This window comes from Pseudomonas sp. R11F (assembly GCF_050312575.1).
In the GTDB taxonomy this organism is placed as follows: Bacteria; Pseudomonadota; Gammaproteobacteria; order Pseudomonadales; family Pseudomonadaceae; genus Aquipseudomonas; species Aquipseudomonas palleroniana.
This window is the reverse complement of the sequence record NZ_JBNPJU010000014.1, coordinates 20,399-35,911: the sequence shown is the minus strand read 5'-3', so window position 1 is coordinate 35,911 and position 15,513 is coordinate 20,399. Positions and strand designations below refer to the sequence as shown.

Genomic DNA, 15,513 nt, shown 5'->3' with positions numbered 1-15,513 from the left:
GGGCGCTTCCACTAAATTGACTGGCTTTTACAGTGAAAGGCACTGGTCGAGGCTTTTTATACTGCACGGCCCATCGTCTTGCCCTGCAAGGCGGGGCTGTTCATGAGACGGCCCCGGTTTCGATTTCCGCCTGGCCTCACCGGCAACGGCGTGTGAAACGCGACGGGCTATCCAATAACAAGATGAGGTTGTATCCCTATGCCAGTCGGCAACCCCCTGCCCCATGGCGAGACCGCTCAAGGCGGCCCGCTCAAACGCGAACTCGGTGAGCGACATATTCGCTTGATGGCACTCGGCGCCTGCATCGGCGTCGGTCTGTTCCTGGGTTCGGCCAAGGCCATTGAAATGGCCGGTCCGGCGATCATGCTGTCGTACATCATCGGCGGCCTGGCGATCCTGGTGATCATGCGTGCGCTCGGCGAGATGGCCGTGCACAACCCTGTCGCCGGTTCGTTCAGCCGTTATGCACAGGATTATCTCGGCCCGCTGGCGGGCTTCCTGACCGGCTGGAACTACTGGTTCCTGTGGCTGGTGACCTGTGTTGCGGAAATCACGGCGGTCGCGGTGTACATGGGCGTGTGGTTCCCCGATACGCCGCGCTGGATCTGGGCCTTGGCGGCGCTGATCAGCATGGGCACCATCAATCTGATCGCGGTCAAGGCGTTCGGTGAGTTCGAGTTCTGGTTTGCCCTGATCAAGATCGTCACGATCATTGCGATGGTCATCGGCGGCGTCGGCATCATTGCGTTCGGCTTCGGCAACGATGGCGTGGCGCTGGGTATTTCCAACCTGTGGGCCCACGGCGGTTTTATGCCCAATGGCGTGCAGGGCGTCCTGATGTCCTTGCAAATGGTCATGTTCGCCTACCTGGGCGTGGAGATGATCGGCCTGACCGCCGGTGAAGCGAAGAACCCGCAGAAGACCATCCCCAGCGCAATCGGCTCGGTGTTCTGGCGCATCCTGCTGTTCTATGTGGGGGCGCTGTTTGTGATTCTGTCGATCTACCCGTGGAATGCGATCGGTACCCAAGGCAGCCCGTTCGTGATGACCTTCGAGCGCCTGGGTATCAAGACCGCCGCCGGCATCATCAACTTTGTGGTGATCACCGCGGCCCTGTCGTCGTGCAATGGCGGTATCTTCAGCACCGGGCGCATGCTTTACAGCCTGGCGCAGAACGGCCAGGCCCCGGCGACCTTCGCCAAGACCTCGAACAACGGTGTGCCGCGTCGCGCCTTGCTGTTGTCGATCTTCGCGCTGCTGCTGGGGGTGTTGCTCAACTACCTGGTGCCGGAGAAAGTCTTTGTCTGGGTCACCTCCATCGCCACCTTCGGCGCGATCTGGACCTGGCTGATGATCCTGCTGGCCCAGCTTAAATTCCGTAAAAGCTTGAGCGCCGCAGAACTGGCCGGGTTGAAATACCGCATGTGGTTGTACCCGGTCAGTTCGTACCTGGCGCTGGCGTTCCTGGTGTTGGTCGTGGGGTTGATGGCGTACTTCCCGGACACCCGCGTGGCGCTGTATGTGGGGCCGGTGTTCCTGGTGCTGCTGACGCTTGTGTTCTATGCCTTCAAGTTGCAGCCGACCGACGCGAGTGAGGGTGTGCCACGCTCCGTTTAGTGCGGGGGAGCGAGTTCGCTCCCCTGGCGTTAGCTGCGTCTCTGGTTGGCCAGTTGTGCCGCCTGGGTCAATTGACGGATCAGGCGTTCACGTTCGGCAGTTTCCTGGTCGGTAATCGACTGGCGTCGGTCCAGGTAGGTGTCGGAGCGTTTGTCCTCCACTGCCTGGTTCAACGCATTCACCTGGTGCCGGGTGATGGTGTCAATGGTGCTGAAAGGCTCCGGGTAGCTGCGGGCGAGGTATTCGAGCCAGAAGTCTTCCTGCAATAAAGAGGTTTGCGGCGCGTCGGTCTTGCTGATGTCCCGCAGCTTCTGCCGGGCATTGGCAATATCCCTGGACTTGACCCACTCCCGTGCCGAATACAACAACTCTTCCTGATGCACCGGCAGGTTGAACTCCTTTGCCAGGCTCATGCGCAAATACAGCTTCACCTCGGCATCGTCAGGATCGACCTGGGCCTCGCGCAGTGATTTCAGATGGTCCTCGGCGAACTGGTCGAGTGTGCGCAGGTAGAACAGGCTTTGCGCCAAAGCCAGCAGTTCGCGTTCGGCCATGGCAATGTTCGGTTGCGCCTTGGCCATGTAGCGCAGGTGGCGGATCTCCATATCGATAAAGGCCAGGATCGCCCCATCACCACAGGTGCCTGCCAGGTAGGTGTTGAGGAATACGTCGTTACGTAACTCGGTGGAATCGCCCATGGCGTTCAGCAGGTGCCACACCCGTTGGGTCAGGGCTTTTTTCGAGGTTTCGTTCTTTACATAAGCATAAGACTGGGTCAGGTCCTTCAGTACGCGAAATGCGTCATCGGAGCTCGCGTCCTCGTTGCTCTTCAACAGGCTCCACAGTTTCTTGCAGGCCGCATGTTCGGCAGCAGGGATGCCGGTGAGCCAATCATTCAAGTCTGCCGGCACGTTCTGTTGATGCTGGATGCCTGGCAAGGGGCCGCCCAGCCTGACGCCGGTCTGGGCGTAGTAGTCGTTTATCCGGGCCAGCGTGTCGGCGTCCAAGGGGTTGTCGTGCAACACCGTATTGCGATTGGTGTGGGCCATGCTGGTGTTGAACAACGCGTCGGGAAGCGTGGTAATACGGTTTTCCTGAAGCATCAACGCACCCAGGTCGTCGCGGGTTTCGGCACCTATTGGCCATTGAGTGAGGCCGGTATTGCGCAGTGACAGAACCGTCAGCCTCGGCATGCTGCTGATATCCGGTGGCAGGCCCAATGGGTTGTTATCCAGGTGCAGTTCTTCCAGGCGGGTCAGGGTGCCCAGGCGTTGCCGGGATTCGTCGGTCAGCACGATGTTGTTGTCCGCCAGGAACAACTGTTCCAACTGGGTCATGGCGGTGATGCTGGCGGGCAGCTCCGTGAGCATGCAGTCGATTTTCAGATACTTGAGGTTGGCGAACTTGCTCAGAAACGCATTACCGGTGGCCGGGAAGGTATCGCCGGCGATATGCAGGTAATCGATATGCGCAAAGCCCTGGGTGCCCAGGAGAAAATCGGTGTCGGGCAAGTCGTTGTCGCCCAGTTGCAGCTTGAGCACGTGCACGTCGAGCAGGCCGTCGGCATACAGTACGCGGGTTTCCTGACGCCACGCGCTGCGGATCTGTTCGACCAGGTAGCGCCGCTGGCCGAGGTTCATGCCCAAGGGGTCGGTGGCGGGGTCGTCGTTGGCGTGGGGCGATTCCGCCCAGCGGGTGAGGCCGTAATCCAAGGCCTGGTATTCGGCCTTGCGCCGCTCCAGTTCGAGCAACGCGGCGGGTTCGCTCATGCCCAGAGCATCAATCAGGGCGTTGGCTTTGGCCACGCTGAAACTGGTGTAGATCTCGCGAACCTTGCTGACCAGATCCACCGGCTGGCGGGCATGGAACGGCCATAGGTCGCTCAAGGTAAACGGGTAGGCCGTGAATGAACTGTTGACCGCCATCGGCGGCTGCAGCCAGTACGGAATATGCGGCAGATCGAGCAGGGCCTTGATCGCCACGCGTTGGCCCAGCGCGAGGTCAGCGAGGCGGTGCCGCAATGGGGTCAAGTCACCGCTGTCGTCAATGCCCAGGGCTTGGCGCTCAGTTTCGGACAGCAGGTCGGCGACGCCCCCGAGCAGGTCGGTGGTTTCTCCCAGCGCCTGGCCCATGCCGTCGTAGGCCCGATAGCCATTGTCCATCTTCACCAGCACCCGACGATCATTGCCGTCGAGGATCCCGGCATGCTCCAGCAAGCGCCCTTTAGGCGTACCTGCGTGGATATCCAGGCGCAGGGCCGCTGGCCAGCCGGGGACGCTCTTGAGCAAATGCAGGATGATCTTTGCGCTGTCGGGGTTGGCCAGGGTCGTGAGGTACAAACCTTCGAAGGCGCGGTTCAGGCGCACATCATGGGCGGTCAGACGCGCCTGTTCTGCCAGGCGCAGGCCGACCTCGTCGTGATCGTGCAACTGCTTGAGTTCCTGGCGGCTGGCATGCTCCAGAATCGCCTTGGCCGCGCTGATGGGGAGTGCCGGATGATGGTTCTGCAAGCGCTTTTCCAGGCGCGTGCCGCTCTGTTCGCTCTGGCGGTAGAGGATATCGAATAGCTGAGCGCGTTCCTGATGAGCATGCTCGGCGATTTTCTTCGCCAGTTTGAACAACCGTTCCTGCTGGGTCGCGGGCAGTTCGCCGAGCAGTGCCTCGATCAAGGCGGTGTTCAATACGATATTTTTCAGCGGCTCGGGGCCGTGGCTGTCGGTCTCGCTGATGCGGATCTTCTCGGCGTCGGGGTTGAGTTGGCTCGGGTACTGTCCGAGCACCTTGCCGTGGCTGTCGACCACTTCCAAGGCATGGCTGCGCGGCCATCCGGGCAAGGCGCTGACCAACAGCAATTGCAGCGAAGCCCGTGCACTGCGGCTGGCCGTGTAGGTGGTCATGGCGCGGATGAAGTGCAGGATCTCGCGCTCGATGCGAAAGCGCTTGCTGGTATCGGTCAGCAACGGAGGGGGAGCCAGGCCGGCGCTGTGCACTTCACGCAAGGCCCGCGACGGGGTGTCGGTGAGCTTGAGGATGTGTTGCGCGGTGGCTTGGTCGACGTTGAAGTCCTCGCTGCCGAGGCGATAGAGCAGGTGGTGGTCGTCCCAGGACAGTGGGTTTTCGCTGGAAAACCGCCACGCGCCGCGGCGATTGTGCTCCAGGCGGGGCGTGTCGACACCGACTTTTTGCGGGTGCTTGAGCCGCCATTTGAGCCGGTTGTGGTCATAGGTCACCGGGTATAGCGAGCCATACAGGGGCAACAGCTGTTGCCCGTCGAGTTCGTAAAGGCCCAGGGCGTCGGGTAACAGGTTGGCGGGCAGCACTACGCTTTGCGCGTACTGGCCCAACGACTGATCGAGCAGGGTGATATAGCCTTCGGGGCTGCGTTGGGCGCTCATCAGGTCGCCAAGGGTGTTGCGCAAACCCTGGGCATCGGTGTCTGAGGTCATGCCCAGTTTCAGCCGTTCGTGGGGTTGCAGCACTGAGCCGATGGCCAGGTAGAAGCTGTCGACGCTCGGCGATACCGGGATCAGGCCCGCATTGCGCATGTCATAGGCCTGGTAATGGCCGTCGCCGTGGTGCCGCAACTCCACGGTGGTGTCATCCGGGCCACTGTTGGCATACGGCTTGTCGTCGATCTCGGTGATTACGAAGTGCCGCTTGAGGGTGTTGCGGATCAGGCTGGAGGCAAACTCCCGTGCCCATAGATCGGTGTCCGCATCGAAAGCCCTGGCGTGATACAAACCATCGATCACGGCGTCGATGCGCAGGGCCGTGCGATGGTTTTCCAGGTGTTCACGCAGCACATGGGGCAGCGTGCCATCCTGCAGGAACTGCGCCCGCTCGGTACTGCTGAAGCGCTGGTCGCGCAGCAGTTGATCAAGGTTGGCCGAGCTCAAGGGGGGGTACAGGTCACGCAGTTTTTTCAACACCGGGGTGACTTCCACCCGCGGCCGCGCGGCCCTGACCGGAACAAACACCCTGGCGGTATCGGTGGCTGCGATTTCATGGCGGGCAAAGCCTGAGTAGCGTGTCAGGGCGCTGAACAGGTCGATTCGCCGCGCTTGCGCCAGTTCACTGATTTGCAGGCGTATCCGGGCGATGCGCTGGGCTTCGGTGAGGTTGGGGCTGCCTTCTTTGCCCAGTACCGAGGCGGCGGGTTGCGCGCGCAGGATCAATTCAAACAAGGGCTCCTGGGTCACGGCGCCGCTGCCGGTGTCGCCCAAGGCGCTGTAGGTGCCGTCATCGCGGCGCGTGAGGGTAATGCGCTGTGATGTGGCCGGCGGTGGGTCGCTTTTGGCGTAGCTTTCGAGCGGCGTGCCGTACGGGTCGTACACGTCGATCAGCACCTGCGCCGGCCAATCCGGCAGTTGAGTCAACAGGCTCAGTACCAGGCTGTTGGCATGCGGCGGCCAATGTCCGCGCCGGTGAAAGTGGTTGATCAGTTGGTTGATCAACTGGTCCGCCTGCAGGCGACGTACCCCTTCAGTCAGGGTGATGGGGGCAGGGCTGCCCGACCACACGCGGTCCAGAATGGCGCGCGTGGTGGCCGTACTGCGCAGCAGCGTGTGCATATCGGCATCGGTGAGCGCATGGGTGCCGTTGGGCAGCATGCGCTCGGTCAATTGGCGGTCCGAGAGGGTATGGGCATCTTGCAGGTCCAGCACCCAGACCTGTTGCGCCGGCTCGAAGACAATCGTCGGGGCGTAGGCGGTGCCATCGCCGTGCTTGATTTTCCAGCGCATGGCCCGGGCGTCGTAGTCGACCTCCACCACCTGCCGTTGCCCGTTTTGCTCGAGCCAGGCGTACTGGTGACCCTTGATCGTGTAAGTGCCTTGTGGGCTGATGCGCTGGCCGTCGAGCAGGTTCTGGTCCGGCACCGCGTAAGGGCGAATATCCGGTGTCCACAGTTCATAGGTACTGTCGCTGCGCATGACTTTGCGTGGCTGGCCCAATCGCTGGATCAACTGCTCCAGGCGTTGCCGGTGCACACGCCCGGCGGTGGTGATCAACAAGCCGTTGACCGCAAGGTCGGCCACATCGCTCAGCGCCGCCGCGAACTGACTGGCTTCGCCTTTGGCCGCTTCGTTGATGCCGGTGATCAGGCTGTAGCCCAAGCTGCCGAACACTACCGCCTGCATGACCCGGTTCAACCCGCTGACGCCACCTGGCACGGGGGTCAGCAGCAGTTGCAGAATTTCATCGGCGATCGCCGCTGCACCGTCGATCACCGCTTGCAGGTCGCGCTCCGAGCGGGCGGTGGCGAGGGTTGAAAGGTTAGCCCGGTAGCGTTTCACCTGGCGCTGGGTCAGGGCTTCGACCAGGGTGTGTTTGCGGTTTTGCTTGGGGTCGGCGCTAAAACGCAGGCTGTCGAGAGTACGTTCGGGAAACAGGCGATGAAAGGTGTCATACAGGAACCCCGCCAACGGGTTCAGGCCCGGCGGGCGCGGTTCATCCTTGAGTAACTTCTGGAACCCGCGCAGTTCGGGGGTGGGCAGTTGCCTTGCAAACCAGCCCAGGTCGCCCTTGCGGTGGCTGTCTTTGAGTTGCTGCACAAATGTCTGGTTGGCGCTGTTGGCGTCCACGTGATAGCGCAAGGCACCGTCGGGGCGGAACGGAAAGTAGGAGACGACGCCCAGGCTGGCTACTCGGATCATCAGCAAGGGCAGTGCAATGGTTTTGCCGGTGCGGACGCTGAACGTCTCGAATTCAAGCGCGGGGCCGCTGCCGTCGATGGCCTGGCTAAGCTTATCGTAGAGCTCACGGGTCACGCCGGTACTGGCCCGGTTGCGATACGCCTCCAGGGCTTCGAACGCCAGGCTGGCACGCGCACTGGCCAGCAGCAGAGTCTGAAGTTTTCCGCCTTTGCGCAGGGCGTCGTTAAGGGTGGTTTGCAGTTGGCCGCCGAGGTCGAGGTCGCGGCTGATCTGGATGAATTTTTCGACGGTCAGATCCGGGTCGTCCACGCCACTGAGCGACGATGCATCGACAAAGGTTTGCCCCGCCTTGGGCGAATGACTGGTGGTGAAGTCGAAGTTGAGACAGGCCGCATCCCACAACGACAGGCTGGAATGGTGGGCACGGTATTTCCACGTATCGTAGGCCCGGCGAAAACGGCGTGCGCCTCGCCCATCGTTCATGGCACTGGTGCGCGGTTCCCAGGGCAGGGGGGCTTGCAACTCTTCCAGGTAGCGGGTGTGCAGGTAGGCCTTTTCGGGGTCCTGGCCGCCGATGCGGCTGCGCAATTGGGCCAAGCCGCTGGCCTTGAAGTCGCTGATCAGCTTGGCGTTTTGCGCGTCCACGGCCAGCAGGGCCTTGTGGGCTTCGCGTTGCAGCTTGACGTAGTCGCGTTGTTGCTCATGGCTCAGGCTGCTCATGGAGCGTGCGAAGGTTTCGCGGAGCATTTCCAGGGTCTCTTGGCGAGCCCAGGATTCGCTGGTTTGCAGCTCGCCCGACAATTCATTGAGCGGTGGATGGGTAGGCATCGACCATTTCCTTTCACTGTTAAGTGGAGGGCAAATGGAAGCATCCCCGTACCGTTCGCTGGCGCTACCTATATAGCTTGCGTGAACGGCACGGGGCGATTGGCGCGGCTACCGTGCGAGCGTGTGGACGAACGGCCGCTGGTCCAGGCGTTTGTTGAACTCCATCCAGGCGGCCAAGCCTCCCATCAGCAGCATGCCGGTGATGGCGGTGAGTAATTGCATGAGCAGGGTGTCGCCCATGAGTGCGTTAAGCATGTCTGCCAACGGCGCGAGCAACACACCGAGGCAAAACACTTCGAGCGAGTAACGGCCCATGCGGCACACCTGTTCGGCCGGCCAGTTGCGCGTCCAGCCGGTGGTCGGGAGCAACTTGGCGGTCACGTAGGCCAGGGCCAGGAAATGCACCAGGCGCACGGGTGACAGGTCGGTCTTGCTGATGGGGTAGATCAGGTCGCTGAGGGCAGCGGGCACCCAGGCGTCGTGCACCTGAGGCCAGCGCCAGGACAACGTCAGAACCCCGGCCAATAGCACGTAGAGCGCCGCCAGCACAAACACGGGTTGCTGCAACAACGGTCGCGGTTGAGTGGGCTCAAGCCTCTGGCTGTAGATCGCCGCCGCGCCGCCCAGTACAAACAGGAACTGCCAGGTCACCGGGTTGAAATACCACACGCCATCGGCAATCGCCCGCAGGTTCCAGCCCATCCAGGGCGCCAGCAGGTACACCGTGGCGGACAGCGCCACTACGGCCCAAGTCCGGCGCAGCATCAACGGCAATACCAGCGGCAGGCCGGCCAGCAGCACGATGTAGAGCGGCAACGGGTCCATCAGGTTGGGCTTGAAACGCAGCAGCAGCTCGTCGGTCAGTGCCTGTTGCGGATGGGTGATGAAGTGCGTCAGGCCCATCTCCTGGACCAGGTCGCGGGTCTCCACATGGCTGTTGGCGAAGAACACGATGCCCATCAGCATGGCCAACAAGAAAATATGCACCACGTACAGCACCCAGGCTCGGCGCAGGATTTTCAGCGAGGCGAACCAATAGCCATCACGTTGCAGGATCTTGCCGTAGGCCAATACGGCGGCGTAGCCGGCGAGGAACACAAACACCTCCGCCGCATCGCTGAAACCGATGTTGCGCAAGGTGATCTGGCCGAGTGGGTTGTGGGGGACGTGATCCCAGAAAATGAAGATCAACGCCAGGCCCCGAAAAAAATCGATGCGCGGGTCGCGTCCGTTCAGCATGGCGGCTGGCTCTTGAACAATAGGTTTAATGAAGACAGGCGAGCGCGCGTGTTGTCGTACGCCGCACGTCGGGCGGGCGCAGGGTGGCGGTATTTGTAAGTGATTGCAAAGGCTGGTTATTACTGAATGTAAAGCCTGCCCGATGTCGGGCAGGCCTTGGGGATATCACGCAGCCTCGACTTCATTGGGCTCAAAACTATCCGCCCGCGCCATCTGCCACATACGTGAATAGAACTCGCCGTTCACTTCACCCGTCAGCAGCTCACCAGGCTTGAGAAATACATGCAGCTGTGAGAACAGCTTGATCTCCGTCGCTGACATGCGTCGCACCAGGTGTTTGGCCGACAGTTGCGACGGGTGTTCGAGACCCGCCGCCGCGAGCATTTCCGCCAGTGCCTTGAGCGTGCTGCGGTGGAAGTTGAATACGCGCTGGGCCTTGTCCGGCACCACCAGTGCCCGTTGGCGCAGCGGATCCTGGGTGGCGACGCCGGTCGGGCATTTGTTGGTGTGGCAGCTTTGCGACTGGATGCAGCCAATCGCGAACATGAAGCCTCGCGCCGAGTTGGCCCAATCGGCGCCGATGGCCAGCACGCTGGCGATGTCGAATGCGCTGACGATCTTGCCGCTGGCACCGAGCTTGATCTTGTCGCGCAGGTTCAGGCCCACCAGGGTGTTATGCACGAACAACAGGCCTTCACGCAGCGGCACGCCGATATGGTCGGTGAATTCCACGGGCGCGGCGCCGGTGCCGCCTTCCTTGCCGTCGACCACGATGAAGTCCGGGAGAATGCCGGTTTCCAGCATGGCCTTGGCAATGCCCATGAATTCCCACGGGTGGCCGAGGCAGAACTTGAAGCCCACGGGTTTGCCACCGGAGAGCTCACGCAGTTGGGCGATGAAGTGCATCATTTCGATGGGCGTGGAGAATGCGCTGTGGCGTGACGGGGAGACGCAGTCCTCGCCCATCATGATGCCGCGTGTCTCGGCAATTTCCTTGGTCACCTTGTGCTTGGGCAGGATTCCACCATGGCCGGGCTTGGCGCCCTGGCTCATCTTGATTTCGATCATGCGCACTTGCGGGTTCTGCGCCTGCACGGCGAAGCGTTCCGGGTCGAAGCGGCCGTCGCTGGTGCGGCAGCCGAAGTAGCCGCTGCCCAGTTCCCAGGTCAGGTCGCCGCCATTCTCACGGTGATAGGGGCTGATGCTGCCTTCACCGGTGTCATGGGCAAAATTGCCGAGCTTGGCGCCCTGGTTGAGGGCACGGATCGCGTTGGCGCTCAGGGAGCCGAAACTCATCGCCGAGATATTGAACACCGACGCCGAGTAAGGCTGCGTGCACTGAGGGCCGCCGACCATCACGCGGAAGGTGCTGGGGTCGCTCAGCGGAGCCGGGCGCATGGAGTGGCCGATGAATTCAAAGCCCGACTGGTACACATCGATCAGCGTGCCGAAGGGTTTGTCGGCGGTTTCATTCTTGGCGCGCGAGTACACCAGCGAACGCTGGGCCCGGGAGAAGGGCAGGGCGTCGCTGTCGGACTCCAGCAGGTACTGGCGTATTTCCGGGCGGATGGTTTCCACCAGATAACGAATATTGCCCAGGATCGGGTAGTTGCGGCGCACGGCGTGGGGGCTTTGCAGCAGGTCGAAAATACCGATCAGGCTCAATAGGCCGGTGACCACGGTAATCGGCCACAACCATTCGTGTTCGATAAAGGGGAGGCTGGCGAGGGTGAAAATGACGCACACGGCAAAGAAGGCGTAACGGCTTAGTAACGACAGGCTCATACGGGGTTCCTTGGGTTCGGACTCATCGGCCAGGCGTTTTGCGCCTGAAGAAAAATCGACGACAGCTGCGACTGGGATCGTCTCCCCTGCGTGCTGTACGGGTATTTCTTATGGACTTTCACGGTTTACAGAGCCTTGAAGCTTACGAGCGATCTCGTTGCTGGAGCAACCGCTGGGCATCAAATAGCAGGCCCTGATGCCCCTCAGCCAGGAGAAGCACCGTCATCGTGGCGCGTCCTATGCCGCCGTCTGCCGGATCGGCAGTACCACGCGAAACTTCGTCCCCTTGCCCACTTCGCTGCTGACGGAAATATCGCCCCGGTGTTTCTTGACGATGCCATAGGACAGTGACAGTCCCAACCCGGTGCCTTCGCCCACCGGCTTGGTGGTGAAGAACGGATCGAAAATCTTCTGCACGGTTTCCGGGGCTATTCCACAGCCGTTGTCCGCCACTTCCAGCCACACGTTTTCGCCTTCCACCCCATTGCTGATGGTGATCGTGCCGCGCTCCGGCCCCATAGCCTGCGCCGCGTTGATGACCAGGTTCATCACCACTTGGTTGAGTTGCGAGGCCAGGCATTCGATCTCCGGCAAGGGCGCGTAATGCTTGACCACATCGGCCTTGTATTTGAGTTCGCTGGCGACGATGTTCAGCGTGGAGTCGATGCCGTGCTGCAGGTTGGCGAATTGCCAGGTCTGGTCGTTATCCACCCGGGAAAAGTTTTTCAGGTCTTTGACGATCTGTACCACGCGGCCAATGCCATCCTTGGATTCACGGATGAGGATGGGGACATCTTCCTTGAGAAAATCCAGCTCCAGTTCGGTGCGTAAAGCCTTGAGCCGATCCAGTGTTTCCCCCGGCGCCAGCTGGCTTTCGGCATGGTGGTAGGCGTCCAGCATCTGTTGCAGCTGGTTGAAATAGCTGTCGAGCGTGCTGAGGTTGGAGGAGATAAAGCCCACCGGGTTGTTGATCTCATGCGCCACACCGGCTGCGAGTTGCCCCAGCGACGCGAGTTTCTCGGACTGCACCAGCTGGCTTTCGAGGAGCTTGCGCTCGGCGATTTCCACTTGCAGCGCCTGGGTGCGTTGCTCCACCAACTGTTCCAGATGGGCGGTTTGCAGCGAGGCGCGTCGGGCCATGTCCCATTTGTTGGCCAGGGTATTGGCCATCTGCTGGACTTCGATATTGTCGAAGGGCTTTTTCAGGATCAGCAAGCGGTCATGGGCGTGCAGGCGCTCCAGCAGCGTGTCCCAGGAGTAATCCGAATAGGCCGTGCAGACCACCACTTGCAGGTCGGGAGCGACTTTCCAGAGTTCTTCGATGGTCTTTGCCCCGTCCCAGCCCTGGGGCATGCGCATGTCGACGAAGGCCAATGCGTAGGGCCGTTGTTCGGCCATGGCCGTTGTCAGCAGCGCCAGGCCCTCTTCGCCGCCATAGGCCGAATGCAGCTCGAATGCCTGCGTCTTGGGTTTACTCGTGTCGCCAAACAACGCTGATTCCATGTCATCCAGCGCCTGGTTGGAGTCATCCTGCGGCATCAGGATTTTACGGAAGTCTTCGTGAATCGACGGCGTGTCATCAATCAACAGGATGCGCCGGTTGGGAGGCTGGTTCATGCGGGGCTTCCGGCAGGAGTAAGAGGGATTTTCAGGGTAAAGACCGCGCCTTGGCCTGGCCCATCGCTGTGGGCACTGAGTTGGCCGTTCATCTCAACGGCGGCCAGCGCGCAACTGTGCAGGCCGAAACCATGGCCTTCCTTACGGGTCGTGAAACCGTGGGTGAAGATGCGCGTCATGTTTTCGGCCGGTATACCTTCGCCTTCATCTTTTACACTGATCTCCAGCATGTCGTCACCCTGCGTCCGGACCGCGAGGGTCATCTGCCGTGGCCGGTCGCTGAGGTTGGACATGGCGTACTTGGCGTTGCTGATCAGGTTGACCATGATCAGCAGCAGCCGGTGTTTGTCGCCCATCACCTCCGGTACCGGCGCGAACTCCTTGACCACCGTGACGTGGTGACGGCTCAGTGCGCCGGCGTTCATGCGCAAGGCATCTTCCATCAAGGTACTGATCTGGACCGGCTCCAGCGGGGTTGCGACACCGGCATAGGATTGCTGCGTGGAAACGATGTCCTTGATGTGATCGACACTTTTGCTCAGTTGCGCCAGTTCTTCAGCCATGCCTTGCTGTTCAACGGCAATGGCGTCCACCAGTTGGTTCAAGTAGTTGGGCAGCAACTTGCCTTTTTCGTCTTCGCTCAGGAAGGTGCCCAGGTCGTGCGGGTGCTCATTGATCAACTGCATGGCTTTGCCCAAGCCCTGGGCTTTGCTGCTGCGCAGTTTGCGTGCGACCAGGTCGGCGGAGATATTCACGCTGTTGAGCACGTTGCCGACGTTGTGCAGCACGTTGGTGGCGATCTCGGCCATGCCGGCCTGGCGGGCGCTGTCCATCAACTCGCTCTGGGCATCCTTGAGCTGTTGGGTGCGCCGTTCCACGCGTTGCTCCAAGGTTTCGTTGGCCGCCTGCAAGGCGCGGTTGACCCGGTTGACCTCGGCGAAACTGCGTAACAGGCGCACCGCCAAGTAGAGCAGCATCACCACCAGCAGGGTCGAGAAGATCAGCAGGTAGCGATGGTACTGATGGTCCACCCAATCGGACGCCTGCTGGTCCTGGTCGAGATGGGTGCTCAGGTTCTCCAGGCTTTCGGCCACCGGGACCGCGGCAATGCGCTCAAGCAGGCCATTGACCAGCGGCTGCTCGCGCAGGATCAACTCAATATGATTACTCAGGATGTCGACTGGCGCCCGAAACTCACTGGGCAGGGTTTCCTTGTTGATCGCCAGTTTGCCCAGGCCCACCAGAATATCCGCCGCCCGCTCATCGCTGGTGACCTGGGCGAACTCCAGGCTGCTGAGCAGCAGGTCGTAGGTGTCGGTGGCCACGCTTTGTACATGCAGCTTGCTTTCATCTTCAACGCGGTTGAATTGGGCCTGGATGTCGTCTTCGGCGGTCGGCAGGAACGCGAGGGAATTGCGCAGCACCGCGTTGTGGGATTTGAACTGGTCCACCAGCCGGGCTTTTTCCTGGAGGGCGGCTTCGTAGGCTTGCTGGCTGGCTTGCCAGCCAGCCAGGTCGGCACTGTCGTGGTAAGACTCTCGGTTTTTCAGATCGGCCCATATCCGGGTCATTTCCAGCAAAGGCGAGACCAGCGGGTCGTAGTTACGGGTAATGGAGATCCTGGCCTTGAGCACCTCACTGTCCCACTGGGCATTGAGTTGCTGCAGTTGCCGGATCAGGTCCCGGGACTGGGTGTAAGTGGCGGTCTGGTCGCGGGTTGACTTGAGGTACAGAAACACCAGGATCGAGGCCAGAACCAAGGTCATCAGGGTGAGCAGCAGGGTGCTGGTATGGCTGCGAGACAGGGTCATAGTGGCTTACCCTCCCATTGGCCGGTCAGGGTCTTGAGAAACTGGATGATCAGGTCTTTGTCGTCCTGGGAAGGGGTGCGCCCCAGTTGGTACTTGAACATGACATCCACCGCGTCCTCCAGGGTCTTGGCCGAGCCGTCGTGGAAGTACGGCGCAGTGACCGCGACATTGCGCAGGCTGGGCACCTTGAACACGTGACGGTCTTCTTCATCCTGGGTCACCAGGTAACGGCCCAGGTCCGATTCGAGCGGGTTGCCGCGGGCCTTGAAGTAATCGCCCATCACGCCGAACTTCTGGAACATATTGCCGCCGATGTTCACGCCCTGGTGACAGGCGATGCAGCCGTAATCCTTGAAGCGCTGGTAACCATACTTTTCCTGGATCGTCAAAATCTCGGTGTTGCCCTGCAGGTATTGATCGAACCGTGAGTTGGGGGTGAGCAGCGTACGTTCATAAGTCGCCAGGGCGTCTTGCACGTTGGCGGCGGTGATGCCATCCGGGTAGGCCTTGGAAAATGCAGACGCGTAGAGGGGCATGGCGGCCAGGTTCTGCACCACGGTTTTCCAGTCGCTGCCCATTTCCATCGGGTTGATGACCACGTGTTCGGCTTGGGCTTCCAGGGTGTCTACCCGGCCATTCCAGAACTGTTTGAAGTTCAGGCTGGCGTTGAACACGGTCGGCGTGTTGATACCGAGCGGCTTGCCATCGAAGCCCAGGGAGAATGCCTTGTTGTCGGCCCCTCCGGTTTCCAGGCGATGGCAGCTGGCGCAGGACAATGTGTTATTCACCGACAGGCGTGGCTCATTGAACAGTTGGCGGCCCAGCTCGACTTTGGCCGGATCCAGGGTGGGCACCGGCGGCAGCGGTTTGAGCGCTTCGTCCAGCGGCGCGGCCATCAGCGGCGCGCCTAGGCCCAGCCACATCGCCAGGACAAGCCCGCAGGTTGACACTGCTTTCAATCG

General features: G+C 61.1%; 7 protein-coding genes and 1 pseudogene. 1 reads left to right on the top strand and 7 read right to left on the bottom strand.

Features of this window, described 5'->3' with window-relative positions:
• The first annotated feature begins 198 nt into the window (after positions 1-198).
• On the top strand, positions 199-1,617 hold the full coding sequence (locus tag ACQRBV_RS03555) for an amino acid permease (RefSeq protein WP_411985532.1): 1,419 nt from the start codon (positions 199-201) through the stop codon (positions 1,615-1,617).
• A gap of 29 nt (positions 1,618-1,646) precedes the next feature.
• On the opposite strand, the gene ACQRBV_RS03550 is transcribed toward ACQRBV_RS03555, so the two are convergent.
• The 7 genes and pseudogenes from ACQRBV_RS03550 to ACQRBV_RS03520 all read right to left on the bottom strand — a co-directional run bounded on the left by ACQRBV_RS03550 (position 1,647) and on the right by ACQRBV_RS03520 (position 15,474).
• A complete protein-coding gene (locus ACQRBV_RS03550) occupies positions 1,647-8,099 on the bottom strand; it encodes an NEL-type E3 ubiquitin ligase domain-containing protein (RefSeq protein ID WP_411985533.1) in 6,453 nt (2,150 codons plus the stop codon).
• A gap of 108 nt (positions 8,100-8,207) precedes the next feature.
• Positions 8,208-9,338 (bottom strand): OpgC family protein, encoded by a 1,131-nt coding sequence (locus ACQRBV_RS03545; protein WP_090366509.1) that lies wholly within the window; start codon positions 9,336-9,338, stop codon positions 8,208-8,210.
• A 165-nt stretch (positions 9,339-9,503) separates the two neighbouring features.
• The gene (locus ACQRBV_RS03540; RefSeq protein ID WP_198760405.1) at positions 9,504-11,123 is read right to left on the bottom strand and encodes an FMN-binding glutamate synthase family protein; all 1,620 of its coding nucleotides are present in this window, start codon (positions 11,121-11,123) and stop codon (positions 9,504-9,506) included.
• Positions 11,120-11,306: pseudogene (locus tag ACQRBV_RS03535) on the bottom strand (hypothetical protein); the annotation flags it as partial. The gene ACQRBV_RS03540 and the pseudogene ACQRBV_RS03535, both read right to left, overlap by 4 nt.
• A gap of 54 nt (positions 11,307-11,360) precedes the next feature.
• Complete coding sequence (locus ACQRBV_RS03530) at positions 11,361-12,740, bottom strand: ATP-binding protein (RefSeq protein ID WP_090366506.1); 1,380 nt, start codon at positions 12,738-12,740, stop codon at positions 11,361-11,363.
• Positions 12,737-14,551, bottom strand: coding sequence for a DAHL domain-containing protein (locus ACQRBV_RS03525; RefSeq protein WP_104995629.1), 1,815 nt, complete (start codon positions 14,549-14,551; stop codon positions 12,737-12,739). Before ACQRBV_RS03525 ends, ACQRBV_RS03530 begins: the two co-directional genes overlap by 4 nt.
• Complete coding sequence (locus ACQRBV_RS03520) at positions 14,548-15,474, bottom strand: cytochrome-c peroxidase (RefSeq protein WP_411985542.1); 927 nt, start codon at positions 15,472-15,474, stop codon at positions 14,548-14,550. Before ACQRBV_RS03520 ends, ACQRBV_RS03525 begins: the two co-directional genes overlap by 4 nt.
• Between the last annotated feature and the right edge of the window lie 39 nt (positions 15,475-15,513).